General features: G+C 73.5%; 21 protein-coding genes. 6 read left to right on the top strand and 15 right to left on the bottom strand.

Annotated elements, in window-relative coordinates:
• The 4 genes from C8D89_RS04695 to C8D89_RS04680 all read right to left on the bottom strand — a co-directional run.
• The coding region (locus C8D89_RS04695; RefSeq protein WP_133251812.1) for an IS110 family transposase at nucleotides 1–596 on the bottom strand (596 nt) is incomplete at its 3' end.
• Between the two features lie 527 nt (nucleotides 597–1,123).
• A complete protein-coding gene (locus C8D89_RS04690; protein WP_116706791.1) occupies nucleotides 1,124–1,630 on the bottom strand; it encodes a VOC family protein in 507 nt (168 codons plus the stop codon).
• 25 nt (nucleotides 1,631–1,655) lie between these two features.
• Nucleotides 1,656–2,267, bottom strand: coding sequence for a CE1759 family FMN reductase (locus C8D89_RS04685; RefSeq protein WP_116706790.1), 612 nt, complete (start codon nucleotides 2,265–2,267; stop codon nucleotides 1,656–1,658).
• Nucleotides 2,267–3,361, bottom strand: coding sequence for an LLM class flavin-dependent oxidoreductase (locus tag C8D89_RS04680; RefSeq protein WP_116706789.1), 1,095 nt, complete (start codon nucleotides 3,359–3,361; stop codon nucleotides 2,267–2,269). The genes C8D89_RS04685 and C8D89_RS04680 overlap by 1 nt, the downstream gene beginning before the upstream one ends.
• A gap of 85 nt (nucleotides 3,362–3,446) precedes the next feature.
• Here C8D89_RS04680 and C8D89_RS04675 point away from each other — a divergent pair, with 85 nt between their 5' ends.
• Together C8D89_RS04675 and C8D89_RS04670 are read left to right on the top strand one after the other, a co-directional pair.
• Complete coding sequence (locus C8D89_RS04675) at nucleotides 3,447–3,908, top strand: MarR family winged helix-turn-helix transcriptional regulator (RefSeq protein ID WP_116706788.1); 462 nt, start codon at nucleotides 3,447–3,449, stop codon at nucleotides 3,906–3,908.
• Nucleotides 3,909–4,023: 115 nt separating this feature from the next.
• Entirely contained in the window at nucleotides 4,024–5,649 is a 1,626-nt protein-coding gene (locus tag C8D89_RS04670) for an FAD-dependent monooxygenase (protein WP_207787017.1), read from the top strand.
• On the opposite strand, the gene C8D89_RS04665 is transcribed toward C8D89_RS04670, so the two are convergent.
• From C8D89_RS04665 to ctaD, 6 genes are all read right to left on the bottom strand, one after another.
• Nucleotides 5,634–7,118 (bottom strand): protein adenylyltransferase SelO, encoded by a 1,485-nt coding sequence (locus C8D89_RS04665; RefSeq protein ID WP_116706786.1) that lies wholly within the window; start codon nucleotides 7,116–7,118, stop codon nucleotides 5,634–5,636. The two genes, C8D89_RS04670 and C8D89_RS04665, sit on opposite strands and share 16 nt — an antisense overlap.
• The gene (locus tag C8D89_RS04660) at nucleotides 7,115–7,747 is read right to left on the bottom strand and encodes a hypothetical protein (RefSeq protein ID WP_116706785.1); all 633 of its coding nucleotides are present in this window, start codon (nucleotides 7,745–7,747) and stop codon (nucleotides 7,115–7,117) included. Before C8D89_RS04660 ends, C8D89_RS04665 begins: the two co-directional genes overlap by 4 nt.
• A 9-nt stretch (nucleotides 7,748–7,756) precedes the next feature.
• The gene (locus C8D89_RS04655; RefSeq protein ID WP_116706784.1) at nucleotides 7,757–9,001 is read right to left on the bottom strand and encodes an alpha/beta hydrolase; all 1,245 of its coding nucleotides are present in this window, start codon (nucleotides 8,999–9,001) and stop codon (nucleotides 7,757–7,759) included.
• A 49-nt stretch (nucleotides 9,002–9,050) separates the two neighbouring features.
• Nucleotides 9,051–10,601 (bottom strand): adenylate/guanylate cyclase domain-containing protein, encoded by a 1,551-nt coding sequence (locus tag C8D89_RS04650; protein WP_116706783.1) that lies wholly within the window; start codon nucleotides 10,599–10,601, stop codon nucleotides 9,051–9,053.
• Between the two features lie 68 nt (nucleotides 10,602–10,669).
• Nucleotides 10,670–13,348 carry a pyruvate, phosphate dikinase gene (gene ppdK, locus C8D89_RS04645; RefSeq protein ID WP_116706782.1) on the bottom strand — a complete coding sequence of 893 codons (2,679 nt, stop codon included), beginning with the start codon at nucleotides 13,346–13,348 and terminating at the stop codon, nucleotides 10,670–10,672.
• Nucleotides 13,349–13,445: 97 nt separating this feature from the next.
• On the bottom strand, nucleotides 13,446–15,224 hold the full coding sequence (gene ctaD / locus C8D89_RS04640; RefSeq protein ID WP_116706781.1) for an aa3-type cytochrome oxidase subunit I: 1,779 nt from the start codon (nucleotides 15,222–15,224) through the stop codon (nucleotides 13,446–13,448).
• Between the two features lie 269 nt (nucleotides 15,225–15,493).
• Between ctaD and katG the strand changes: the two genes are divergently transcribed.
• Entirely contained in the window at nucleotides 15,494–17,686 is a 2,193-nt protein-coding gene (katG, locus tag C8D89_RS04635; RefSeq protein WP_116706966.1) for a catalase/peroxidase HPI, read from the top strand.
• A 62-nt stretch (nucleotides 17,687–17,748) separates the two neighbouring features.
• Here the strand turns inward: katG and C8D89_RS30685 are convergent, their stop codons facing one another.
• The 3 genes from C8D89_RS30685 to C8D89_RS04625 all read right to left on the bottom strand — a co-directional run bounded on the left by C8D89_RS30685 (nucleotide 17,749) and on the right by C8D89_RS04625 (nucleotide 19,360).
• A complete protein-coding gene (locus C8D89_RS30685; protein WP_279323351.1) occupies nucleotides 17,749–17,877 on the bottom strand; it encodes a hypothetical protein in 129 nt (42 codons plus the stop codon).
• 10 nt (nucleotides 17,878–17,887) lie between these two features.
• Nucleotides 17,888–18,484: a DUF3159 domain-containing protein gene (locus tag C8D89_RS04630; protein WP_116706780.1), complete on the bottom strand. Its 597-nt coding sequence runs from the start codon at nucleotides 18,482–18,484 to the stop codon at nucleotides 17,888–17,890.
• A gap of 141 nt (nucleotides 18,485–18,625) precedes the next feature.
• On the bottom strand, nucleotides 18,626–19,360 hold the full coding sequence (locus C8D89_RS04625) for a YoaK family protein (RefSeq protein ID WP_116706779.1): 735 nt from the start codon (nucleotides 19,358–19,360) through the stop codon (nucleotides 18,626–18,628).
• A gap of 80 nt (nucleotides 19,361–19,440) precedes the next feature.
• On the opposite strand from C8D89_RS04625, the gene C8D89_RS04620 reads away from it, so the two are divergent.
• The gene (locus C8D89_RS04620; RefSeq protein WP_116706778.1) at nucleotides 19,441–20,229 is read left to right on the top strand and encodes an aldo/keto reductase; all 789 of its coding nucleotides are present in this window, start codon (nucleotides 19,441–19,443) and stop codon (nucleotides 20,227–20,229) included.
• A 33-nt stretch (nucleotides 20,230–20,262) separates the two neighbouring features.
• Entirely contained in the window at nucleotides 20,263–21,114 is an 852-nt protein-coding gene (locus tag C8D89_RS04615) for an SDR family NAD(P)-dependent oxidoreductase (RefSeq protein ID WP_207787016.1), read from the top strand.
• A 6-nt stretch (nucleotides 21,115–21,120) separates the two neighbouring features.
• On the opposite strand, the gene C8D89_RS04610 is transcribed toward C8D89_RS04615, so the two are convergent.
• The gene (locus C8D89_RS04610) at nucleotides 21,121–21,516 is read right to left on the bottom strand and encodes a hypothetical protein (RefSeq protein ID WP_116706777.1); all 396 of its coding nucleotides are present in this window, start codon (nucleotides 21,514–21,516) and stop codon (nucleotides 21,121–21,123) included.
• 168 nt (nucleotides 21,517–21,684) lie between these two features.
• Between C8D89_RS04610 and C8D89_RS04605 the strand changes: the two genes are divergently transcribed.
• Nucleotides 21,685–21,942 (top strand): hypothetical protein, encoded by a 258-nt coding sequence (locus tag C8D89_RS04605; RefSeq protein ID WP_116706776.1) that lies wholly within the window; start codon nucleotides 21,685–21,687, stop codon nucleotides 21,940–21,942.
• Between the two features lie 28 nt (nucleotides 21,943–21,970).
• Here the strand turns inward: C8D89_RS04605 and C8D89_RS04600 are convergent, their stop codons facing one another.
• Nucleotides 21,971–24,343, bottom strand: coding sequence for a xanthine dehydrogenase family protein molybdopterin-binding subunit (locus C8D89_RS04600; protein ID WP_116706775.1), 2,373 nt, complete (start codon nucleotides 24,341–24,343; stop codon nucleotides 21,971–21,973).
• Between the last annotated feature and the right edge of the window lie 20 nt (nucleotides 24,344–24,363).

Here is a 24,363-nt window from a genome sequence, read left to right as displayed (position 1 = left end):
GGGTCGCCGGCGCGCTCGACGAGTTCGAGCGCATCGGGGTCGGCGAGCTCGAGGCCTCCCGCGGCCAGCGCATCGAGCGCAGCCGGGAAGTACTCGCGCAGCGCCTGGCGCAGCCGCTGCAGATGCCGGGTCCGTTCCCAGATCAGCGACTGGTGCGAGCGCGCGACCAGCTTCAGAGCCTCCACGGCGTCGCTGTCCCCGGCGATCGGTCGGTGGTGGGCCCGGTCCAGGCGCACGATCTCGGCGAGCACGTGCGCATCGCCGGGGTCGGACTTCGCCCCGGAGGTCGAGTGCCGCTCCCGGTAGCGGGCCGCCGAGAGCGGGTTGATCGCGAACACCTGGTAGCCCGCCGCGATCAGCGCGGCCACCCACGGGCCGCGATCGGTCTCGATCCCGACAATCACCTCCCCCTCGGCCAGAGTTCCGGTCTCAGCGCTGATCGCGTCCTCGCTGAGGTGCTCGGCCAGCAGCTCGTGCAACCGGGCCATCCCGGTCATGCCCTCGGGCAACCGAGCCTTGGCCAGCCGGCGTCCGGTCTCGTCACAGACCTCCACGTCGTGGTGGTCCTCGGCCCAGTCATCGCCCACGAACAGCACCACGCGCCGGCCTCCTGATCGCGCTCACCACCTTCTCGTTCGGCAGCGCGGAGCAGACCAGCCGCGACCTCATGGTCAAGTGCTCACCGCGCCGAAGCCAGCGTCGGGGCACGTCATCCCATCAGCGGTCCACGTCTGCTCACGACCGGCGGGCGCACGATCTGAGGCTAGAGCTGATCTGCGCCCTGGAGAGGTGAGTGCTGACCCGCCGGCCGCTACCGCAGCCGAGCCTGGCAGAACCAGGACCGACAGGTCCCATTAGGTGGGGATGCGGGGTCGTCCGCCGGGTCTTCGTTGTCGGTGGGGGTCGATCCAGGGTGGTGGGGTGAACCACGGGAGCCCGTTGAGGATCTCGACGGTCCAGTGTCCGTGGTGGATCAGCTGGTGGTGGGAGGCGCAGCACAGAACTTCGAGAAGACGCGCCTCTCGCTCACCGGCCGCTCAGGCAGCGCGGTGCAGTCTCGACGCGATCTTGAACCTAGGTCACCGTGGTCGCCGCCCCGGCCGGGCGGGAGAGCGTTCGAGGACTACAGCACCTGGTGGCCGTACATCTCACCGAGCGGGTCGGCGATGAGCTCGATGCGCGCGCCGTCGGGGTCGCGGAAGTACACCGAGACACCGCTGTGCACCTCGTGCTCCACGCCCGCCGATTCCAGGCGTGCCACCAGCTCCTGCCAGCGTTCGGGGTCGACGCTGATGGCGACGTGGTGCAGGCCGCCCAGGACCTCGGCGTAGGGCCCGAGGTCGAGCCCCGGGAAGTCGAAGAACGCCAGCAGGTTGCCGTTGCCGATGTCGTGGAAGAAATGCGACGAGCCGGGGTAGTCGCGGTTGTCGATCAGCTCGGTGAGCGGGAAGCCGAGGACGTCCTGGTAGAAGTGCACGGTGCGCTCGACGTCGCTCGAGACGAGCGCCGTGTGGTGCAGGCCGCGCGCGGTCGACGCCGGCCGCTCGTCCACGGGACGCAGGTAGCGGTCACGGATCTCGGCGCGGCGGTTCTCGACGCCCGTGGTGTCGACGGCCGGGGTGTTGCTCATGGCTGGTCCTCCTCCGGTAGCACGATCAGCGGGACAGCAGGGTCGTGAAGTCGGGGACGTCCGCGAACGGGTCGGCGGTGCTGCTCGCCGGGCGGGCCGCGACGAGTCCGGCGAGCTCACCGCCCGCCCGGATGATGCGCTCGCCCAGCTCGTGGCTCGCGCCGCCGGCGCCCCAGTCCTCGGACGCGGCGAACACCGCGGTCGGCGTGACCGCGGCGTGCAGGTACGCGAACAGCGGGCGCATGGCGTGGTCCAGCGCGAGCTGGTGGCGCGCCGTACCCGCGGTCGCGCCGAGCAGCACCGGGGTGCCGTACAGCGCGTCGCGGTCGAGGACGTCGACGAAGGTCTTGAACAGGCCGCTGTAGGACGCCGAGAAGATCGGAGTCACGGCGATGAGCCCGGCGGCGCCGGCGACGGTGTCGAGCACCGGGCGCAGGCCCGCGTTCGGGAAGCCGGTGACGAGGTGGTCGGCGAGGTCGCGGGCGTGCTCGCGCAGCTCGATCGTCTCGGTCCGGACCTCGGCACCCCGCTCGGCCAGTGCGGCGACCGCCGCGTCGGCGAGTCGGTCGGCCAGCAGCCGGGTCGACGAGGGCGTCGACAACCCGGCGCTGACCACCGCGAGGGTGCGGGTGGTCATCAGGCCGCCACCCCCTGCTGCGCGTTGCGGGCCGCGACGAGCGTGTCGTGGGTCGGGGCGTCGGGAACGTGCGCGGGCTTGAGGGCCGCGAACTCGCGACGCAGCACCGGCACGACCTCCTCGCCGAGCAGGTCGAGCTGCTCGAGCACCGTCTTCAGCGGCAGGCCCGCGTGGTCGATGAGGAACAGCTGACGCTGGTAGTCGCCGACGTAGTCGCGGAAGCCCAGCGTCCGATCGATGACCTGCTGCGGGCTGCCGACCGTCAGCGGCGTCTCGCGGGCGAAGTCCTCCAGCGACGGCCCGTGGCCGTACACCGGCGCCTCATCGAAGTACGGGCGGAACTCCCGCACCGCGTCCTGCGAGTTCTTCCGCATGAACACCTGGCCGCCCAGACCGACGATCGCCTGGTCGGCGTTGCCGTGCCCGTGGTGCTCGAAGCGGCGGCGGTAGAAGTCGACCATCCGCCGGGTGTGGTCGGCCGGCCAGAAGATGTGGTTGTGGAAGAAGCCGTCGCCGTAGTACGCGGCCTGCTCGGCGATCTCGGGGCTGCGGATCGAGCCGTGCCACACGAACGGTGCGACTCCGTGCAGCGGGCGCGGCGTGGACGTGAAGCCCTGCAGCGGCGTGCGGAAGCGTCCCTCCCAGTCGACGACGTCGGAGTCCCACAGGCGCCGCAGCAGCGCGTAGTTCTCGACCGCCAGCGGGAGGCCCTGGCGGATGTCCTGGCCGAACCAGGGGTAGACCGGTCCGGTGTTGCCGCGGCCCAGGGTGAGGTCGACGCGGCCGCCCGCGAGGTGCTGCAGCATCGCGTAGTCCTCGGCGATCTTCACCGGGTCGTTCGTGGTGATCAGCGTCGTCGCCGTCGAGAGCTGCAGGCGCCGGGTACGGGCCGCGATGTACGCCAGCGTCGTGGTCGGCGAGGACGAGAAGAACGGCGGGTTGTGGTGCTCGCCGAGCGCGAAGACGTCGAGGCCGACCTCCTCCGTCTTCTCCGCGATGCGCAGCACGGCCTGGAGGCGCTCGGCCTCGGTGGGCGTGCGGCCCGTCGTGGGGTCGGGCGTGATGTCGCTGACCGAGAAGACACCGAACTGCATGACCCTCACTCCATCTCGTTGAACCTTCAACGTGCATCGTGCCGAACGTTGGGTGACGCGTCAACTATTCCGGTAGCCTCGACGCATGGAGGAAGAGCCCCGCTGGCTCGACGCCCGCGAGCAGCGCGCGTGGCGCGGCTACCTCGCGATGCAGGCCCAGCTGCAGGCGACGCTGCACCGGCGGTTGCAGGCCGACGCCGGGCTCTCGCTCGCCGACTTCGACGTCCTCGTGGCCCTCACCGACCGCGGGGGCGAGCCCGTCCGCGCCGGGGAGCTGGCCGCGCTCCTGCAGTGGGAGAAGAGCCGGCTGTCCCACCACCTGGCGCGGATGGAGCGCCGCGGCCTGGTGGCCCGCGAGGACTGTCCCGACGACGCGCGCGGCGCGTTCGTCGTCCTCACCGCGGCGGGTCGGCGCGCGCAGGAGGCGGCGGCCCCGGCACACGTCGCCGCGGTCCGCGAGCTCGTGTTCGACGGGCTGACCTCCGAGCAGGTCGACGCCCTCATCGGGGTCACCGACGAGGTGCGGGCCCGCATCGCCGGCCGTTGACGGCGCGAAGATGGGTGCGCTCTACTCGTGGTGGCTGGAAGGATCTCGATCCTGGGCCGGACAGGTGACCAACCGCCGTCAGGACCGCTCCGACGGTGACGGAGAGGAGTCGGCCGTGGACCTGGACGTCGTCGTCGTGGGGGCCGGCCCGGTCGGCCTCACGGCCGCCACCGAGCTGGCCCGCCGGGGCATCCGCCCGCTCGTGATCGACCAGCTCGACGAGCCGCGCCACTACGCCAAGGCCGTCGGGCTCCAGCCGCGCACGCTGGAGCACTGGGAGCGCACCGGGATGCTCACCGCCGCGCTCGACGAGGTGCGCACGATGCGGGGCCAGATCGTGTACCGCGACGGCGCGCAGGCGGCGCGCCTGGAGCTCGCCCTGCCCCCGGACGTGCCCTACGGCTTCACGACGCTGCCGCAGTACACGACCGAACGCCTGCTCGCCGAGGAGCTGCACCGCCACGGCGGGGCGGTCGAGCGCGGGACGACGCTGGTGAGCTTCGCGCAGGACGCCGACGGGGTGACGCTGCAGCTGCGCTCGCCCGCGGGCGACCGGACCGTGCGGACCGCCTACCTCGTCGGGGCCGACGGCGCCCACAGCGTGGTGCGCAAGGGCCTGGGGATCGGCTTCGAGGGCGACGCCTTCGCCGAGGAGTACATGCTCGGCGACGTCGTGCTCGGCTGGTCCCTGCCCGCCGGGTACGGCGTGCGCATCACCCGCGCGGTGCCCGGCGCCCCCGACGACGTCCTCGTCGCCGTCCCGCTGCCGGAGCACGGCCGCTACCGCATCTCGATGCTCGCCCCGCCGGAGCTGCACACCCGGCCCGTCGACGGGGCCGGTGACGGGATCGCCCACGGGCTCGAGTCCGGCCGCGCTCCCGAGCTCGCCGACCTCCAGGCCGTGGTCGACCGCCTGGCTCCCGAACCGACGACGGTGTCCGACCTGCGCTGGTCGTCGGTGTTCCGCATCAGCCACCGCCTCGCCGACCGCTACGGCGTCGGGCGGGTGTTCATCGCCGGCGACGCGGCGCACATCCACCCGCCCACCGGCGGCCAGGGCATGAACACCGGCATCCAGGACGCGCTCAACCTCGCCTGGAAGCTGGCACTGGTCGTCGACGGGCACGCCGCGCCCGCGCTGCTCGAGAGCTACCACGCCGAGCGCCACCCGATCGGCGAGGAGGTCGTCGGGCGCACCGTGCGCCACGCCCGTGAGGGGTTCGACGCCGACGACCCGGCGACGATGCTGCGGCGCGAGGCGCAGCTGCTGGTGGGCTACCCGGACAGCCCGATCGTCGGTGCGGACGGCGAGGCCCTCGCGGTGCGCCCCGGTGACCGCGCGCCCGACGCCCGCGGCCTGCGTCGCGAGGCCGCCACCGACCCGCTGCGGCTGCACGCCGTGCTCGCCGCCACCGAGTTCGCCCTGCTCTGCTACGTCGACGACGCCGCCCAGCTGACCGAGATCGGTGCGGTGCGCGCACTCGCGACGTCGTCCGGGTTGCCGCTGCGCGTGCACGCCGTGGTGGCGCCGGCGCTCGCCGCCGCGTTCGCGGAGGCCGACGAGCCGTGCCTCGTCGACGGCGCGGGCGACCTCGCGGCCGCCTACGGCATGCGCGGCGGCGACGCGGTGCTCGTCCGGCCCGACGGCTACGTCGGGTGGACGGCCCGTCCGCTCTCCGAGCCGGCGCTCGCCGCGCACCTGGCCACGATCACGGGCGCGCCGGCTCAGGTCCCGCAGTAGGTGACGTAGGGGGTGGTGGCCGCGGGATCGGCGCGGGCGTACTCCTCCAGACCCGGTCGCTCCTCGAACGGCGCGGCGAGCACGTCGACCAGCCTGCGGAACGGGTCGAGGTCGCCCGCGACCGCGGCGGCCAGCGCCGCCTCGACCAGGTGGTTGCGCGGGACGTACACGGGGTTGACCCGGTCCATCGCCGCGGCGGACTCCTCGACCGGCCGGTCCTGCTCGGCCAGCGCCGCGCGCCACCGCTCGACCCACGCGTCGACGGCCTCGCGGTCGATCACCAGGTCGCGCACCGGCCCCGCGTCCCCGCGCGCCGCCGCGGACAGCGCCCGGAAGAAGCGCGTGTGGTCGGGGTGCTGGCCCGCCATCAGCTCGAGCAGGTCCTGCACGAGCTGCGGGTGCTCGCCCGTCAGCCCGAGCTTGGCGTGCAGCGCGGCGGACCAGTGCCGCGTGTAGCGCTCGCCGAACGACGACACGACCTCGCTCGCGAGCTCGACCGCGCGCTCGGCGTCCCCACCGATCTCACTGCCGATCAGCGACAGCAGCGACTCGGCGAAGCGTGCGAGGTTCCACGCGGCGACCCGCGGCTGGTTGCCGTACGCGTAGCGCCCGCCCTGGTCGATGGAGCTGAACACGGTCGCGAGGTCGAAGGCGTCGAGGAACGCGCAGGGTCCGTAGTCGATGGTCTCGCCGGAGATCGTCATGTTGTCGGTGTTCATCACGCCGTGGACGAACCCGACCGCCATCCACTGCGCCACCAGCGAGGCCTGCACCTCGACGACCGCCTCGAGCAGCGCGAGCGCCGGGCGCTCGGCCTGCGCGGCCTCGGGGTGGTGGCGGGTGATCGCGTGGTCGGTGAGCCGGCGCAGGAGGTCGGCGTCCTGAGTGGCGGCCGCGTACTGGAACGTGCCGACGCGCAGGTGGCTCGACGCGACGCGGGCGAGCACCGCGCCGGGCTGCACCGTCTCGCGGATCACCTCCTCGCCGGTGGTGACGACCGACAGCGCGCGGGTGGTCGGGATGCCCAACGCGTGCATCGCCTCGCCGATGACGTACTCGCGCAGCATGGGCGCGAGCGGCGCCTTGCCGTCGCCGCCGCGCGCGAACGGGGTGCGCCCGGAGCCCTTGAGGTGCAGGTCGCGGTGCCGCCCGGCGTTGTCGGTGATCTCGCCGAGCAGCAGCGCGCGCCCGTCGCCGAGGCGTGGGGAGTAGTTGCCGAACTGGTGGCCGGCGTAGGCCATCGCCACGGGTGTCGCCCCGGCCGGGACGGCCGCGCCGGCGAGCACCGCGACGCCCTCCGGGCTGCGCAGGGCGCTCGCGTCGAGGCCGAGCTCCGCGGCGAGGCCGTCGTTGAGGGCGACGAGCTCGGGTGCGGGGGACGGCGCCGCCTGCCACGGCCGGTAGAGCCCGCCGAGGTCGCGGACGAACCAGTCGTCCAGGGCGAGGGGCCGGGCGTCCGTGACGGTCATGGATCCGAGGCTAACCGCGACGACCGATCGGTACTCCTGACCAGCGTCGTGATGCGCACGAGCGACGGCACCCGCGGCGTGGACCCGAAGCCGAAGCGCACCGGCGGGTCGACGGGCGCGAGCGCGCCCTGGTCCTCGCCCTCCCATCGCGTCACCGCGTGCTCGACGCGGTGCAGGTCGCGGGCGCCGTAGTACTCGCGGCGCCCGCCACCGGCACTGCCCGTCGTGCGCACGCCGGGCAGCACCCGACGGGCGATCGCGTCGACGGTGGCGATCCAGGCCGGCGCCGTGGCCAGCCGGGCGGGGACGGCGCGCAGCAGCCACCCCAGCGCGGGCCGACCGCCGACGCGCAGGATCAGGTCGAGCTCGACGGTGGTGACGTGGTGCTCCGCGCCGGAACCGGAGTGCGTCACCGGTCCCAGGCGCGTCTCGTCGAACGTGTAGGTCGAGGAGACGAAGTCCGCGACGCGCTCGTCGGGCGCCAGCAGGATCCGGTGGCCGTCGGGGCGCTCGACCATGACGTCGGTGAACGCGCCGAAGGGCGAGCGGGGCCAGTGCCCGATGACCACCCGCAGCCCCGCCGCCGTCCCCACGCCGGCGATCCACCCGTCGAACCGATCCGTCTGCACGACGGCGGGCTACCCGCTCACCTGCTCGCCCGCCCAGCGCTCCAGCACCGACCACGCCGTCTGGTGACCCAGCGAGCCCGCAGGCCCGAGGTCGAAGGCGTGGTCGGCGAACGGGACGTCGACGCGCTCGACCGCGACGCCCGCTACCCGCGCGGCGTCGACGAACCGCTCCGCGCCGGCGGGCGGGACGAGCTGGTCGCGCGTGGGGACGAGGGCGAGCGTCGGCGGCGCGGCGGGGGTGATCACGTCGATGCCGGAGACGGCCCGATAGCGCTCGGGCACCTGGTCGGGCGTGCCGCCGGTGTAGCCGACCGCGAACGCCTGGGCGCCCTCGCCGCGGCGGTGGGTGTCGGCCAGGTCCACCGCCGGATACAGCGTGGCGATCGCGCGGGGGACCGGGACGGGCACCGGCGTCGTGCACGCCGAGCCCTGGGAGCCGGACGCGGCGCGGTAGCCCACGGACGTCGCGAGCTGGCCGCCGGCGGAGTCGCCGGCGAGCACGATCCGCCCCGGATCGCCGCCGTACCCGCCCGCGCGCTCGGCGACGCGGGCGAGCGCGCACGCGACCTGCGGTCCGGCGACGTCCCACGTCGGGCGTCCGGGCGCGGACAGCGTGTACTCCACCGACACCACGAGCCAGCCCGCCTCCGCGAGCCGGCGCAGGTCGGCGGCGCGGTCGAGCTCCGAACCGGTGGCCCACCCGCCGCCGTGCACCCAGACGAACACCGGCGCCGGCCGATCGGCGGCGGCGCCGCGCGGCCGCGTCACCGCGAGGTGCAGCTCCTGGCCCCCGGGCGTGGTCAGGTAGACCGGGTGTGCGTCGGGGGCCCCGTCACGGGCACTGCCGCCCCCGCCGGTCAGCGCGATCGCGCGCAGCGGGTCGACGCTGCCGCCGGCACCCAGCGTCGCCGCGACCACCGCAGCGACCGCGCCCGCCAGCGCCAGCGTCCCGAGCGCGGCGGTGGCGGTGACGGCGGTGGCGAGGCGCCGGTGCGCGCGGCGCAGCAGCCACGTCACGACGGTCGTGACGAGCCCGAGGACCACCAGCAGCGGGCCCCACACCGTGACGACCACCGGCGACATCGTCGCGCCGAGCAGCGCCGACCCCGGGATCAGCGCGGTCAGCGCGGCGAGCAGGACGAACGCCGCCGCCGCGGCGAGCAGGACCAGGACGACCCCGGCGGCGAGGGCGGGGGAGGGGCGGCGGCGCGTGTCCGAGCCCGCGTCTCCGTCCGGGTCGCTCGCGTGCACCACACCGTCAGCGAAGCACGTCGCCCCGACGGCCTCCGCACCCGCTGTCCGATCAGCCCGTGCCGGCGCGCTCCCGCGGCGCGTGGACGTGGGTGGCGCGCTGCCGCCCGCGCAGGCGCACGACGTCGACCTCGGTCCACCGGGCGGCCTCCCCGTCGTCGGCGCGGTCGATCGCGGCCCCGGAGGCCGCGACGCGCCCGTCGAGGCCCTTCGCCACGTCGCAGAGGCGCGCGGCCTCGTTCACCGGGTCGCCGATCACCGTGTACTCGTAGCGGCGGGCGTCGCCGATGTTGCCCGCGACCGTCGGGCCGGCCGAGACGCCGATGCCCGCCCTGGCGGGGGACTCGGGCGCATCGAGCCGGTCGGCGAGAGCGCGGGCGGCGGAGAGCGCGGCCCCGGCCGCGTCGACCATGTCGTGGGGTGCGCCGAACACCGCCAGCACGGCGTCGCCCTCGAACTTGTCGATCCAGCCGCGGTGGCTCTCGACGACGTCGACCACCTCGGCGAAGAACGCGTTGAGCACGGCCACGACCTCCTGGGGCGGGCGGTCGAACGCCATCTCGGTGGAACCGACGAGGTCGACGAACAGCACGGCGACCTCGCGCACCTCGCCGCCCAGCTCGAGGTCGCCGTCCATCGCGGCCCGCGCGACCTCCTGGCCGACGTGGCGCCCGAACAGCTCGCGGATCTGGTCGCGCTCGCGCAGTCCGGCGGCCATCTCGTTGAACCCGGCCTGGAGCACGCCGAGCTCGGTGGGGTCCGTGACCTCGAGCGTCACGTCGAGATCGCCGTCCTGCACGCGCCGCAGCGCCCGCCGCACCGACATGACCGGGGCGGCCAGCGAGGTCGAGGTCAGCGCGGTGAGCAGGAGACCGACGCCGAGGGCGACGACGGCGAGCACGAGCACGACCCACCCCAGCTGGGTCACCGTGTAGTAGTCGTCCCACAGCAGCGCCGCCACCCCGGCCAGCGCGACGCCGAGCAGCGGCACCGCGGTGCCGAGCACCCAGGCGCCCAGCGAGCGGGCGGCGATCCCGGGCAGCAGCCCCATACGGGTCGGCGGGTCCTCGGACAGGACTCGCGCGACCTCGCGGCGCAGGGCGAGCTCGCTGAGGCGGTAGCCGACGGCGACGGTCGCGATCCCGCCCAGGGCGACCACGCAGCCCACCGTGAGGGCGACGGTGAAGGAGAACATGGCGTTGATCGAGGCGAAGAGCGCGACGGCGACGAGCCAGGGCACGGCCTGGATGACGCTGATGCGGAGCGGCATGGAGAGCACCGCGTGACGCGCGGACCGCCGGTGTCGCTGCCACGCCTCCTCGCGAGCATCCGCCGTCGGGGGCGACGGCACCCGCACCCAGGCCCAGCCCCACACGAGCCCGACGACGACCGCGATCGCGACGTAGTAGGTGAACGCCGCCAGGTTCCACTCGAGGGCCTCGTCGAGGTCGGACACCAGCGACTGGGTCGGCAGGACGTAGCCGGCGAGGAAGAGCACGGTGCTCGCGCCCACCAGGTTCGACGCCATGACCTGCGCGCCGACCAGCGCCTTGGTGCTCAACCGGAGGTCGCGGTGCACCGTGCCGCGGTCCGGGGAGGCCATCACCCGAGCCTATCTATCAGGTACCGCCGGTACCGCGAGCGGCTGCGGCGAGCACGTCCGGCCGGCGGTCACTCGCCGGCGGCCGCCGCCCGGGCCGCCTCGAGGCGCGCGACCGGGATCCGGAACGGCGAGCACGAGACGTAGTCCAGGCCGGCCCGGTGGAAGAAGTGCACCGAGTCCGGGTCGCCGCCGTGCTCGCCGCAGATGCCGAGCTTGAGGTCGTGGCGCACCTCCCGGCCACGCCAGGACGCGATCTCGACGAGCTCGCCGACCCCCTCGGTGTCGAGCGACTCGAACGGCGACACGCCGAAGATGCCCGCCTCCAGGTAGTCGGAGAAGAACGCCCCCTCCACGTCGTCGCGGGAGAACCCCCACGTCGTCTGGGTGAGGTCGTTGGTGCCGAACGAGAAGAACTGCGCGACCTCGGCGATCTGTGCGGCGACCAGCGCCGCGCGGGGCAGCTCGATCATCGTCCCGATCTGGTGGCGCACGGGCGCCCCGTCGACCTGCGACTCGGGCTCGGCGACCACCTCGGCGATCTCCGCGGCGACGGCCTGGAGCTCCTGGACCGTGCCCACCAGCGGGACCATGATCTCCGGCTCCACCGCGACGCCCTCGGCGGCGAGCGCGGCGGCGGCGCGGGTGATCGCCCGGACCTGCATCGCGAACAGGCCGGGCACCGCGATCCCCAGCCGCACGCCGCGCAGGCCCAGCATCGGGTTCTGCTCGTGCAGGCGCCGCACGGCGACGAGCAGATCCTCCTGCTCCTGGGTGACCTCGCCGCGCTCGCGGGCCACCGCGACCTCGACCGAGAGGTCGATGAGGTCGGGGAGGAACTCGTGCAGCGGGGGGTCGAGCAGCCGGATCGTCACCGGCAGCCCCTCCATCGCGCGGAAGATCGCGGTGAAGTCCTCGATCTGCAGGGGCAGCAGCGCGGCCAGCGACTTCTCCCGGTCCTCGCGCGTCTCGGCGAGCACGAGGTGCTCGACCAGCTCACGGCGCTCGCCGAGGAACATGTGCTCGGTGCGGCACAGGCCGACGCCCTCGGCGCCGAAGGCGCGGGCCGTGACGCAGTCGTCGCCCGTGTCGGCGTTGACCCGCACCCGCAGGCGCCGCACGCCGTCCGCGTGCCGCATGATCCGGTCGACGGCCGCGACGAGGTCGTCGTTCTCCGCGAGTCCCGTGGACCCCTCGAAGTAGGACATCACCGGGCTCGCCATCACCGGCACCTCGCCCAGGTACACCTCGCCGTTCGTGCCGTCGATGGAGATCGTGTCGCCCTCGGCGACCTCGCGCCCGTCGGGCAGCGTGATCTTCTTCGCCCGCAGGTCGACCTCGAGCTCCTCGGCGCCGCACACCGCCGTCTTGCCCATGCCGCGCGCGACGACAGCGGCGTGCGAGGTGCGCCCGCCCCGACTGGTGAGCACCCCCTGCGCGGCGATCATGCCGTCGAGGTCGTCGGGCGTGGTCTCGCGGCGCACGAGCACGACCTTCTCGCCGGCCTTCGCACGGGCGACCGCGGTGGGGGAGTCGAAGACGGCGATGCCGCTGGCCGCGCCGGGCGAGGCGTTCATCCCGGTCGTGAGCAGCTCCTTGTCCGCGTCACGGTCGAAGCGGGGGAACATCAGCTGCGCGAGCTGCGCGCCGGTGACCCGCTGCAGGGCCTCGTCCATGTCGATCAGGCCCTCGTCCACCAGCTGGCAGGCGACGGTGAACGCGGCCGCCGCGGTGCGCTTGCCGACGCGGGTCTGCAGCATCCACAGCTTGCCGCGCTCGATGGTGAACTCGATGTCGCACAGGTCGCGGTAGTGGTTCTCCAGGGTCGCCATGATCTCGAGCAGCTCGTCGTACGAGGACTTGTCGATCTGCTCGAGCTCGGCGAGCGGCCGGGTGTTGCGGATGCCGGCGACGACGTCCTCGCCCTGCGCGTTCTGCAGGTAGTCGCCGTAGATGCCGTGCGCTCCCGAGGCCGGGTCGCGCGTGAAGGCGACGCCGGTGCCCGAGTCCGACCCGAGGTTGCCGAAGACCATCGAGCACACGCTGACCGCCGTCCCGAGGTCGGCCGGGATGCGTTCCTGGCGGCGGTAGACGTGGGCGCGCGGGGAGTTCCAGGACTCGAACACCGCCCGCACGGCCAGGTCGAGCTGCTCGCGGGGATCCTGCGGGAAGTCCCGGCCCGTGTGCTCGCGCACGGTGCCCTTGAACGTCTCCACCAGCGCCGCGAGGTCCGACGCGTCGAGGTCGAGGTCGTTGTCCGTGCCCTTGGCCCGCTTCGCCGCGTCGAGGGCCTCGGCGAAGTGCTCGGCCTCGATGTCCAGCACCGTCGCGCCGAACATCTGCACGAGGCGCCGGTAGGAGTCCCAGGCGAAGCGCTCGTCCCCGGCCTGGGCGCCCAGACCCTGCACGGAGGCGTCGTTGAGACCGACGTTGAGGACCGTCTCCATCATCCCGGGCATCGAGAACTTCGCGCCGGAGCGGACAGAGACCAGGAGCGGGTCGTCGGCCTGCCCCAGCCGCTTGCCCATCGTCTGTTCGAGCGCGACGAGGTGCCGGGTCACCTCGTCGGCCAGACCCGCCGGCTCGTGGCCGTCGGCGAGGTAGGCCCGGCAGGCCTCGGTGGTGATGGTGAACCCGGGCGGGACCGGCAGGCCCAGGTTCGTCATCTCGGCCAGGTTCGCGCCCTTGCCACCGAGCAGGTCCTTCTGGTCCTTGTCGCCCTCGCTGAACGAGTAGACGTACTTGGGCATGCTTCCTCCGCCGACGGGGTCCCCCGGCGCCGTCAGACGCCGACCCCGAGAGGGTGGCCGAGAGGAGGCGCGCGGACCAGTCCCGGTGGTCGGAACCTCAGCGGTTGCGGGGGTCCGAGCCCGGGATGCCCTCCTGGCCGGTCCGCCCGGCGGCGGCCTCCCCGACGCTCGGCGCGTGCGACCCCACGTGCTGCTCCATGCGCATCCGCTCGCCCACGTGCGGGTAGTGCAGCTCGAACGCCGGCCGCTCGGAGCGGATGCGCGGCAGCTCGGTGAAGTTGTGCCGCGGCGGCGGGCACGAGGTCGCCCACTCCAGGGAGTTGCCGAAGCCCCACGGGTCGTCGACGTCGACCGGGCGCCCGTAGCGGTAGCTGTGGAACACGTTCCACAGGAACGGCAGCGTGGACGCGCCGAGGAGGAACGCACCGATCGTGGAGATCGTGTTCAGCGTGGTGAACCCGTCGGTCGCGGCGTACTCGGCGTAACGGCGCGGCATGCCCTCGTTGCCCAGCCAGTGCTGCACCATGAACGTCAGGTGGAAACCGATGAACGTCGCCCAGAAGTGGAGCTTGCCGAGCCGCTCGTCCATCATCCGGCCGGTCATCTTGGGGAACCAGAAGTAGATGCCGGCATAGGTCGCGAACACGATCGTGCCGAACAGCACGTAGTGGAAGTGCGCGACCACGAAGTAGGTGTCCGAGAGGTGCCAGTCGAGCGCCGGGGCACCGAGGATGACGCCCGTCACCCCGCCCAGCACGAACGTCAGCAGGAAGCCGATCGAGAACAGCATCGGGCTCTCGAGGGTGATCTGCCCGCGCCACATCGTGCCGATCCAGTTGACGAACTTGATGCCGGTCGGCACCGCGATGAGGAACGTGGTGAACGCGAAGAACGACATCAGGATCGCCCCGGTCGCGTACATGTGGTGCGCCCACACCGCCACCGACAGCGCCCCGATCGCGATCGTCGCGAACACCAGGGTCTTGTAGCCGAAGATCGGCTTGCGGCTGAACACCGGGAGGATCTCGCTGACGATGCCGAAGAAGGGCAACGCGACGATGTAGACCTCGGGGTGCCCGAAGAACCAGAACAGGTGCTGCCAGAGGACCGCGCCGCCCGCCTCGGGGGCGTAGATCTGCGCGCCCAGCACGCGGTCGGCGGCGAGGCCGAACAGGGCGGCGGTGAGGATCGGGAACGCCAGGAGCACCAGGATCATCGTGATGAGGATGTTCCAGGTGAAGATCGGCATCCGGAACATCGTCATGCCCGGGGCACGCAGGCAGACGATCGTCGTCGTGAAGTTGACCGCGCCGAGGATCGTGCCCAGGCCGGACACCGCCAGGCCGACGATCCAGAGGTTCATCCCGATCCCGGGGGTGTACATCTCGGTCGAGAGGGGTGTGTAGGCGAACCACCCCGCCGAGGCGGCGCCGTCCGGGGTGAAGAACCCGGAGACGACGATGGTGCCGCCGAAGAGGAACAGCCAGTACGAGAAGGCGTTCAGCCGCGGGAACGCGACGTCGGGGGCACCGATCTGCAGCGGCAGGATGTAGTTGCCGAAAGCGAAGACCATCGGGGTCGCGTAGAGCAGCAGCATGATCGTGCCGTGCATGGTGAACAGCTGGTTGTACTGGTCCACCGACAGGATCTGCAGCCCGGGCTGCCCGAGCTCCGCGCGCATGAGCAGCGCCATCAGCCCGCCGATCAGGAAGAACCCGAACGACGTGACCATGTAGAGGATCGCGATGTCCTTGGGGTCCGTCGTCCGCAGCATCCGCCCGACGAGCGAGCCCCGCAGCGTCCGGCGGGGAGGGTGCGGCGGCGTCGTGATCGCCGCGGGCGTGGCGGGCGCAGGCCTGTCAGAGGTGGTCGACATCGCGACGGAGCCCCCAGGGTGCCGGTGACGGTGTGAGGGCTGAGGTGGTCAACCGACGCGTCGACGGTAGGAGCGTGCGGGGGGTGCGGCAACCCGAGGGCCCGGCAGATGCTGCACGCCCCGGCCCCGAAACTTGATCCCTTCCAGAAAAGGGGTGCACACTGCGGTCCGCGTCACCGCCCGGCCCCGGCCGTGCCCCACCGCATTGACGACCCAGTGACCCGGAGGGACTCCTCGTGAGCGAGAGCCACGTCACCCGCGAGACAGAGATGAACACCGAGGAGGCCGGTGGCTGCCCGGTCCACGCCGGCCGCCTCGCGCACCCGACCGAGGGCGGCGGCAACGTCGACTGGTGGCCCAACCAGCTCAATCTGCGCGTCCTGCGCGCGCACACCCCCGCCTCGAACCCCATGGACGAGGACTTCGACTACGCCGAGGCGTTCAAGACCGTCGACCTCGACGAGCTCGCGCGGGACGTCGACGAGGTCCTGACCACGTCGCAGGACTGGTGGCCCGCGGACTTCGGCCACTACGGCGGCTTCATGATCCGCATGGCGTGGCACTCCGCCGGCACCTACCGCCTGGCCGACGGCCGCGGCGGCGCCGGGATGGGCATGCAGCGCTTCGCCCCGCTCAACAGCTGGCCGGACAACGGCAACCTCGACAAGGCACGCCGCCTGCTGTGGCCGGTCAAGCAGAAGTGGGGCAAGCGGGTCTCCTGGGCCGACCTGATGATCTTCACCGGCAACCGCGCCCTGGAGACCATGGGCTTCACGACCTTCGGCTTCGCCGGCGGCCGTCCCGACGTCTGGGAGCCCGACAACGAGACCTACTGGGGCCCGGAGAACTACTGGCTGGGCGGCGACCAGCGCTACACCGGCGACCGGCAGCTCGAGAAGCCGCTCGGCGCCTCGCAGATGGGACTCATCTACGTCAACCCGGAGGGCCCGGACGGCAACCCCGACCCGCTGGCCGCCGCGCGCGACATCCGCGAGACGTTCGGCCGGATGGCGATGAACGACGAGGAGACCGTCGCCCTCATCGCCGGTGGGCACACCTTCGGCAAGACCCACGGTGCCGCCGACCCCGAGCAGTACGTCGGCCCGGAGCCCGAGGGCGCGTCCATCGAGGAGATGGGCCTGGGCTGGAACCAGAAGTTCGGCAAGGGCAAGGGCCGCGACACCATCACCTCGGGTCTCGAGGTCACCTGGACCTCGACGCCGGCGCAGTGGAGCAACGCCTACTTCGACAACCTGTTCGGCTACGAGTGGGAGCTCCACAAGTCGCCTGCCGGGGCGTGGCAGTACCGACCCGTGAATGACGGGGGCGCGAACACCGTGCCCGACCCCGAGACCGGTGAGCTGACCCGCCAGCCGACGATGCTCGTCACCGACCTCTCGCTGCGGATGGACCCGGTCTACGAGCAGATCTCTCGGCGCTTCCACCAGGACCCCGATGAGTTCGCCGACGCGTTCGCCCGCGCCTGGTACAAGCTCACCCACCGCGACATGGGCCCGATCCAGCGCTACCTCGGCCCGTGGGTGCCGCAGGAGACTCTGATCTGGCAGGACCCGGTGCCCGCGCACGAGGGCCCGGTGGTCGGCTCCACCGAGATCGCGGAGCTGAAGAAGCAGATCCTCGACTCGGGCCTCACGGTCTCCGAGCTCGTCAAGGCCGCCTGGGCGTCGGCCTCGACGTTCCGCATCGGCGACAAGCGCGGCGGCGCGAACGGCGCGCGCGTGCGCCTCGACCCGCAGATCGACTGGGAGGTCAACGACCCGCAGGAGCTGCGCCGGGTGCTGAGCACGCTCGAGGGCGTGCAGTCGGCGTTCAACGCCTCGGGCACGCAGGTCTCGCTCGCGGACCTGATCGTCCTCGGTGGCTGCGCGGCGGTCGAGAAGGCGGCGCGGGACGCCGGGTACGACGTCAGCGTCCCCTTCACCCCGGGGCGCACCGACGCCTCCCTCGAGTGGACCGACGTCGACTCGTTCACCCACCTCGAGCCGACGGCCGACGGCTTCCGCAACTACCTGGGCAAGGGCCACCAGCTGCCCGCCGAGTACCTGCTCGTCGACCGCGCGAACCTGCTGGACCTGTCCGCCCCCGAGATGACGGTGCTCGTCGGCGGCCTGCGCGTGCTGGGCGCCAACACGGGCGGCTCCGCCCACGGCGTGCTCACCGAGCGTCCGGGCCGGCTGACGAACGACTTCTTCGTCAACCTGCTCGACATGAACACGCAGTGGGCGAAGATGGCCGAGGAGGAGGGTCTCTACGAGGCCCGCGGCGCCGACGGCGAGATCCGCTGGACCGGTACCCGCAACGACCTCGTCTTCGGGTCGAACTCCGAGCTGCGCGCCGTGTCCGAGGTCTACGCCAGCTCCGACGGCGCGGAGAAGTTCGTCCGCGACTTCGTCAAGGCGTGGGACAAGGTCATGATGCTGGACCGGTACGACCTGGTCTGATCGAGCTCGTTTCGAGCGAGGGACGCCCCGGCTGCGCACGTGGCAGCCGGGGTGTCCTTCGCTCACTCCTCGGTCGGCAGCCACGCCCCGTGCTGTCCGTCGTGGATCACCGGCTCGAACACGCCGGACAGGTGCGGGTCGTGGCCGGCGTCGACGGGCGGCGGAGGACCGGGGCGCGGGGTGGTCGTCATCGCGTCCTCCTCAGGCCGGCTGGGCCGGGGCCTCGTGGGAGCCGTGACCCCGCACGCGGCTGCGGACGTGCTCCGGGTACCAGGCGGTGACCTTCACGGCGACGACGATGACGACGATCGGCACGACCCAGTTGAAGAGGTCGGGGCTGGCGCCGCCGGCCACCGCGAGGTCGCAGAGGGCGTTGATGACGAAGACGCCGCCCCAGAGTGCGGTGAGCACGCGGTTGACCCTCTTGAAGGTCGGGGTGTCCCAGACCTCCGGTGGGGCCTCCCGCTTCGCGTAGAACTCGGTGAACGGCCGGCCCGCCGCGAGCGAGCCGAACGCGACGAGCGCGATCACGACGCTCGACAGCAGCTGGGCGCGGTCCTCGATCGGCTGCAGCGCCGCGCGGTCGAGCACGAGCGCGAGCACCAGCATGACGGCGAAGAACACGAGAGCGGCGGCGTCGAGGAGGCTGATCGACCGGCTCCGCCGCCAGTCGGGCACCGCGAGGACCAACGAGCAGATCAGCGCCGCGAGCGCCGCCCACTCCCAGGTGCTCGGTCCCGCGACCACGGAGAACACGATCCAGGGCACGAAGCCCAGGAAGACGGCGGCTTTCTGCACGACGGCCTCCTGCCGGTGTGATGGTGACTCTGCGTCAGCATGGGCGCGGGAGGTGCAGGGGGACAAGGGATCTGTCCGCCCGGTGGCTCGCTCCGTGTAACGATCTCGCGTCGGCGACTGGTCCGATCCGGTGTTCGAGCCTCAGCGGGGCGTCGCCCAGGGCGCGTCGACGTGCGCCACCGCCTGGCTGCCGGCGCCGACGGCCAGGATGATCGCGAGGCCGAGCGCCAGCGCGGCGCCCGGCGAGACGTGGTGCGCGAGGAGGCCGCCCGCGACGACGCCGACGACGAACGCCGACAGCGCCAGCGCCCGCCGCAGCACCAGCGGGTCGTGCCGGCCGCTGCCCCGTTCGGTGAGCACGCCGACCGCGGTCAGCGTCAGCACGGTCGTGACCATGTCGGGCACCTTGAGGTAGCGGATCAGCGCCAGCTGCAGGCCCATCGAGGCGGCCAGCAGGGCCGTGACGGCGAGGCGGACGTCCGCGGTGAGGGGTTCGACGGCGATCACGGCGACGGTCACGGGCACCGCGAGGACCGTCTTCCCGATCGCGGTGTCGCGCACCGCCCGTCCGCGGTGGTGTCCCCCGGGCCGCCGGCAGACGCGGGCGCCGACCACGGCACCCACCATGAACCCCCCGACCGCGACGGCCGGCGACACCACCGAGAAGCCCGTCCCCGCGACCCCGAGCCCCAGGAAGACGATGTTGCCGGTGATCGCGGCGACGAAGACGTGGTCGAGCGCGAGGATGCTCGTCGCGTCGACGACGCCGGCCAGCACCGTGAACGCCAGGAGCATCGCGGGGAGCGGCCCGTCGCGGTCGTCGACCAGGGCGCGGCGCAGCCCCCGCCGTTCGGTCGGCCCGTCCTGGGTGGTCACGTGCCGAGTACACCGGCCAGAGGGGCCTCCCGGCCACCCTCTCCGCACGGCGTCGCGCGCGGCGGGTAGGAACTCGGGGGATGGTCACGGTCCCGCAGGTCACGTTGAACGACGGCACGGCGATCCCGCAGTTCGGGCTCGGGGTCTACCAGGTCCCGCCCGACGACACCGCGGGACTGGTGCGCACGGCGCTCGAGCTCGGCTACCGGCACGTTGACACGGCACAGGCGTACGGCAACGAGGCCGGCGTCGGGCAAGGGCTGCGCGACGCCGGTGTCGCGCGCGAGGACGTCTGGATCACCACCAAGCTCGACGACCCCGGGCACACCCACGACGGAGCGATCGCCGCGCTCGAGCGGAGCCTGGAGCGTCTCGGCACGTCCTACGTCGATCTCTACCTCATCCACCGGCCCGGCGACGGCGACGACGTCGACACCTGGCGGGCGTTCACCGCGCTGCGCGCCGACGGCCGGGCGCGCTCGATCGGGTTGTCCAACTTCGACCCGCGCCGCATCGACCGCCTCGTCGAGGCGACCGGTGTCGTGCCGTCGGTCAACCAGGTCCGGCTCAACCCCCGCAGCCCGCAGGGACCGCTGCGCCGGTACCACCGACGCCGGGGCATCGCGACGGAGGCCTGGGCGCCCCTGCGGGAGGGGACGCTGACACGCGACCGCATCGTGCGGCGGGTCGCGGACCGGCACGCCCGCACGCCGGCGCAGGTGGTGCTGCGCTGGCACCTGCAGCACGGGTTCATCGTCTTCCCGAAGGCGTCGAGCGCGGAGCGGTTGCGCGAGAACCTCGACATCACCGACTTCGTCCTCACCCGCCGCGACCTCGCCGAGCTCGCGCTCCTGCGCCGCCGGCCCTGATCAGCGGGTCGGGGGCGGGTGCCGGAGGGCCCGGTGGGGTACTGGCCCGCCATGCCGCTGCCGCCGCCGGGCCCCGACAGCCACGTCCTCGTCACCGGTGCCTCGTCGGGGATCGGCGCCGCGATCGCCCGGGTCCTGGCGACGCGTGGCCATCCCGTGCTGCTCGTCGCCCGCCGGGCCGACGCGCTCGCGGACCTCGCCGGGGAGCTGCGCGGACTGTCCGGGCTCGCGGCGGAGGTGCACGTCGCCGACCTCGGCACCGACGGCGGCCTCGCCGCGGTCCGCGACATCGTCCGGCGTGACGAGCGCGTCGTCGGGCTGGTCAACGCCGCGGGCTTCGGGAGGACGGGTCGCGTCGCCGACCTCGTCGCCGACGACGCCCAGCGCGAGGCCCTCGACGACCTCGTGCGGCTCAACGTCCTGGCGCTGCACGACCTGACCCTCGCGGCCGTGGCAGCGTTCACCCGGCGGGTGCAGCGCGGCGGGCACGCCGCGGCGATCCTCAACGTCTCGTCGATCACGGCGTTCCAGCCGCTGCCCGGCGCGGCGAGCTACGCGGCGAGCAAGGCCTTCGTGCAGTCGTTCTCCGAGGCCGTGCACGCCGAGCTCTCGGGCACCGGCATCACCCTCACCACGCTGAGCCCCGGGCTCACGCGCACCGGGTTCGCCGACGCAGCCGGCACCGACGCCTTCGACCGGGCCCCTGACCTCGTCGTGGGGGAGGCCGCCGACGTCGCCGAGGCGGGGGTGGCGGCGATGGCCGCCGGGCACCGCAGCGTCACCCCTGGCCTGGTCAACCAGCTCAGCGCTCTCGGCGGCCGGCTCGCCCCGCGCTCGCTGCTGCTCCCGACGCTCAACGGGGCGATGGAGCTCTTGGGCGACTGAGCGGCCTCAGGTGGCCGTGGCCCGCGCTCCGGCCACGGCCAGCCGCAGGGGCACCCCGCCGACGCGACGGGGGAGCGGCGTGGCGAGGGCCCCGGACCCCACGACGACGAGGGAGTCGACGGCGGGGTGCTGGGCGTGGCGGGCCAGCTGCCGCAGCACCGGCTCGGTCACGCCCTCGAGCGCGGGGACGACGCCGATCGACGCCTCGACGCGCGGGAACGGCTCGGCGACGAGGAGCGGGAGGACGTCGCCGCCGCCGAGGGCGTAGTCACGCACGATCACCAGCCCGGCGCCGGCGAGGACCAGGGCGATGACGCCCACGACCGCTCCCGGGTCGAGGTACGGGAAGGACGCGCCCTCGATCAGGTCGACCACGCGCTGGGCCAGCAGCTCCGCGTGCATCCGCACCTCCCGTCACACCGGCACCTGACGGCGCACACCTCTGATGATGACGCTCCGCGGCCCCGGGGGCGAGACCCTGTGTGACAGGCGCGCCCGGACGGACGAGACGAGCGGGTCCGCACCATGTGGGGGATCGAGTCCCGGGCGTGTCCTGACGTTGTCGGGACCATGACCGTCTCTCCCGACCTCGCGTCCGACCGCCCCGACACCGCCCGCGTCCGCGACGGCGTCGCGCGTCTGCGCCGGGCGATCGCCGACGGCTCCCTGCACCACCACCCGCCGCAGGAGGTGCCGGACGACCGCCGGTCGCACGCGCTCGACGTCGTGCGCGCGTGGGCCGCCGGCGCGGAGCCCGACGCCCAGCGGCGTCTCTGCGGCGTCTGCACCCCTCGCGCCGTGGCGCCGGCGCCGCGCGCCCACGACTGATCGGCCCCACCACCCCGGAGCGGGGCCCTCACACGTCGACCGACGCCGCCTCCGGGTCGGCGGTGGCGCCGCGGACCGGCAGCGTGGCGAAGAACGCGGGCGGCTCGGTCCACGGGTCGGCGAGCGTCCCGGCCTCGGCGTCGCGGATCGCCCGCCACACCCGTTCGGGCGTGAGCGGCATGTCGAGGTGGCGCACGCCCAGCGGCGCGAGCGCGTCGACGACGGCGTTCTGCACCGCGGGCGTCGAGCCGATCGTCGCGGCCTCGCCGATCCCCTTCGCGCCGAGCGGGTTGTGGGGCGTCGGGGTCTCGGTGCTCGCCGCCTCGTAGCTCGGCAGCTCGGCCGCGGTGGGGAGGAGGTACGCGGCGAACGAGGCCGACGTGGGGTTGCCGTCCGTGTCGTAGCCGAAGCCCTCCCACAACGCCTGCGAGATGCCCTGCGCGAGCCCGCCGTGCTGCTGGCCCGCGACGAGGACCGGGTTGAGCACGGTGCCGCAGTCGTCCACCGCGACATGGCGCAGCGGCGTGACCCGGCCGGTGTCGAGGTCGACCTCCACCACCGACACGTGCGCGCCGAAGGGGTAGGTGGCGCCGGGCTGGGACTCGTCGCGGGCCGCGGCCAGCGACACGCCCTGCGCGTCGGCGGCCGCGGCGACCTCGTGCCACGTCAACGCCCGGTCCGGGACGCCGGCGACGCCCAGCCCGCCGTCGACGGCGGTGACGTCGTCGGGGTCGGCCTCCAGGGCGGTCGCCACCACCTCGCGCGCCCGCGCCAGCACCGTGTCCGCGGCGACGAGCACGCTCGAGCCCGCGAGCTGCAGCGAGCGCGAGCCGCCGGTGCCGCCGCCACGCGGGACGGCCGCGGTGTCGGACTGCACGAACCGCACCTGCTCCATCGCGATGCCCAGGCGGTCGGCGACGATCATTGCGAACGAGGTCGCGTGCCCCTGGCCGTGCGCCGAGGTGCCGACCGACACCGTCGCGCCGCCGTCGGCATCGAGGCGCACCGCGCCGTACTCCTGCCCACCGCCACCCGCCGTGACCTCCACGTACACCGCGAGCCCGATGCCCAGCGCCACCCGGTCGCCGCGCTCGCGACGCGCGGCCTGCTCCCGGCGCAGCTCCTCGTACCCGGCGATCTCGAGGGCCTCGTCCAGCGCCCTGCCGTAGTCGCCGGAGTCGTACGACGCCCCCGTGCGCGTGGTCAGCGGGAACTCCTCGGGCTGCAGGAAGTTCTGCCGGCGCAGCGCCGCGGGGTCGGTGCCGAGCTCCGCCGCGGCCATGTCGACCAGCCTTTCGAGCATCGCCGCGGCCTCCGGGCGCCCGGCGCCGCGGAACGCGCCCATCGGCGTCGTCGTGGTCAGCGCGGCGGCGCCGTCGTAGGCGACGGTCGGGATGCGGTACACGCCCTGCGCCATGCTCCGGGTCGGGCCGAGGGTCAGCGCGCCGCCGAACCCCGCGTAGGCCCCGGCGTCGCCGACCACCCGCGCCCGCAGGCCGACGATCGTGCCGTCGCGGCGAAGCCCGAGCTCGCCGTACTGCACCTGGCCGCGCCCGTGCGGCATCGCCGTGAGGTTCTCCGAGCGCGTCTCGGTCCACGTCACCGGACGCCCCAGGCGCCGGGCGGCCTCGATGACCACCGCGTGCTCCGGCGCCAGCCCGGCCTTCCCGCCGAAGCCGCCGCCGACGTGCGGGGCGATCACACGCACCCGCTCGGGCTCCCACCCCCACTGCCGCGCGACCTGGTCGCGCAGCCCGTGCGGCATCTGCGTGGAGACGTGGACGGTGATGTCGTGGATGCCGTCGCCCGGCGCGGCGGTGACCGAGTTCCCCTCCATCGGCGCCACGGCGAGGCGCTGGTTGACGATCCGCGCGCGCACGACGACGTCGGCGTCCGCCAACGGGGCGACGTCGTCGGGGTCGCGGAACCCGGCCGCGAGGTTCGTCCCCAGCTCCTCGAACTGCAGCGGTGCCCCGTCGGCGAGCGCGGCCTCGGGGTCGACCACGGGGTCGAGCGGGTCGTAGTCGACCTCGACGAGCTCCGCGGCGTCGACGGCCGCGACGCGGGTGGTGGCCACGACGGCGGCGACCATGTCGCCGACGAAGCGCACCTTGCCGCGCGCCAGCAGCGGACGCGCGCAGGCGTCGTTGAGCACCATGAAGGGGCGGTGGTCTCCCACGTCGGCGACATCCTCGCCGGAGAGCACCGCGACGACGCCGGGCGCCGCGCGCGCCGGGGCGGTGTCCACGGTGCCCAGGCGCGCGTGCGCCAGCGGCGAGCGGACGAAGACGCAGTGCAGCGCCCCGTCCGGGACGAGGTCGTCGACGTAGGTCCCGCGACCGCGGAGGATCTCGGGGTCCTCCACACGGCGCACGGCCGTTCCCATGATCGAGCCAGGCACGTCGGTGACGCTAGGACTTC

It is taken from the genome of Actinomycetospora cinnamomea, from assembly GCF_003096675.1.
Lineage (GTDB): Bacteria > Actinomycetota > Actinomycetes > Mycobacteriales > Pseudonocardiaceae > Actinomycetospora > Actinomycetospora cinnamomea.
This window is presented reverse-complemented; position numbering and strand designations above follow the sequence as displayed.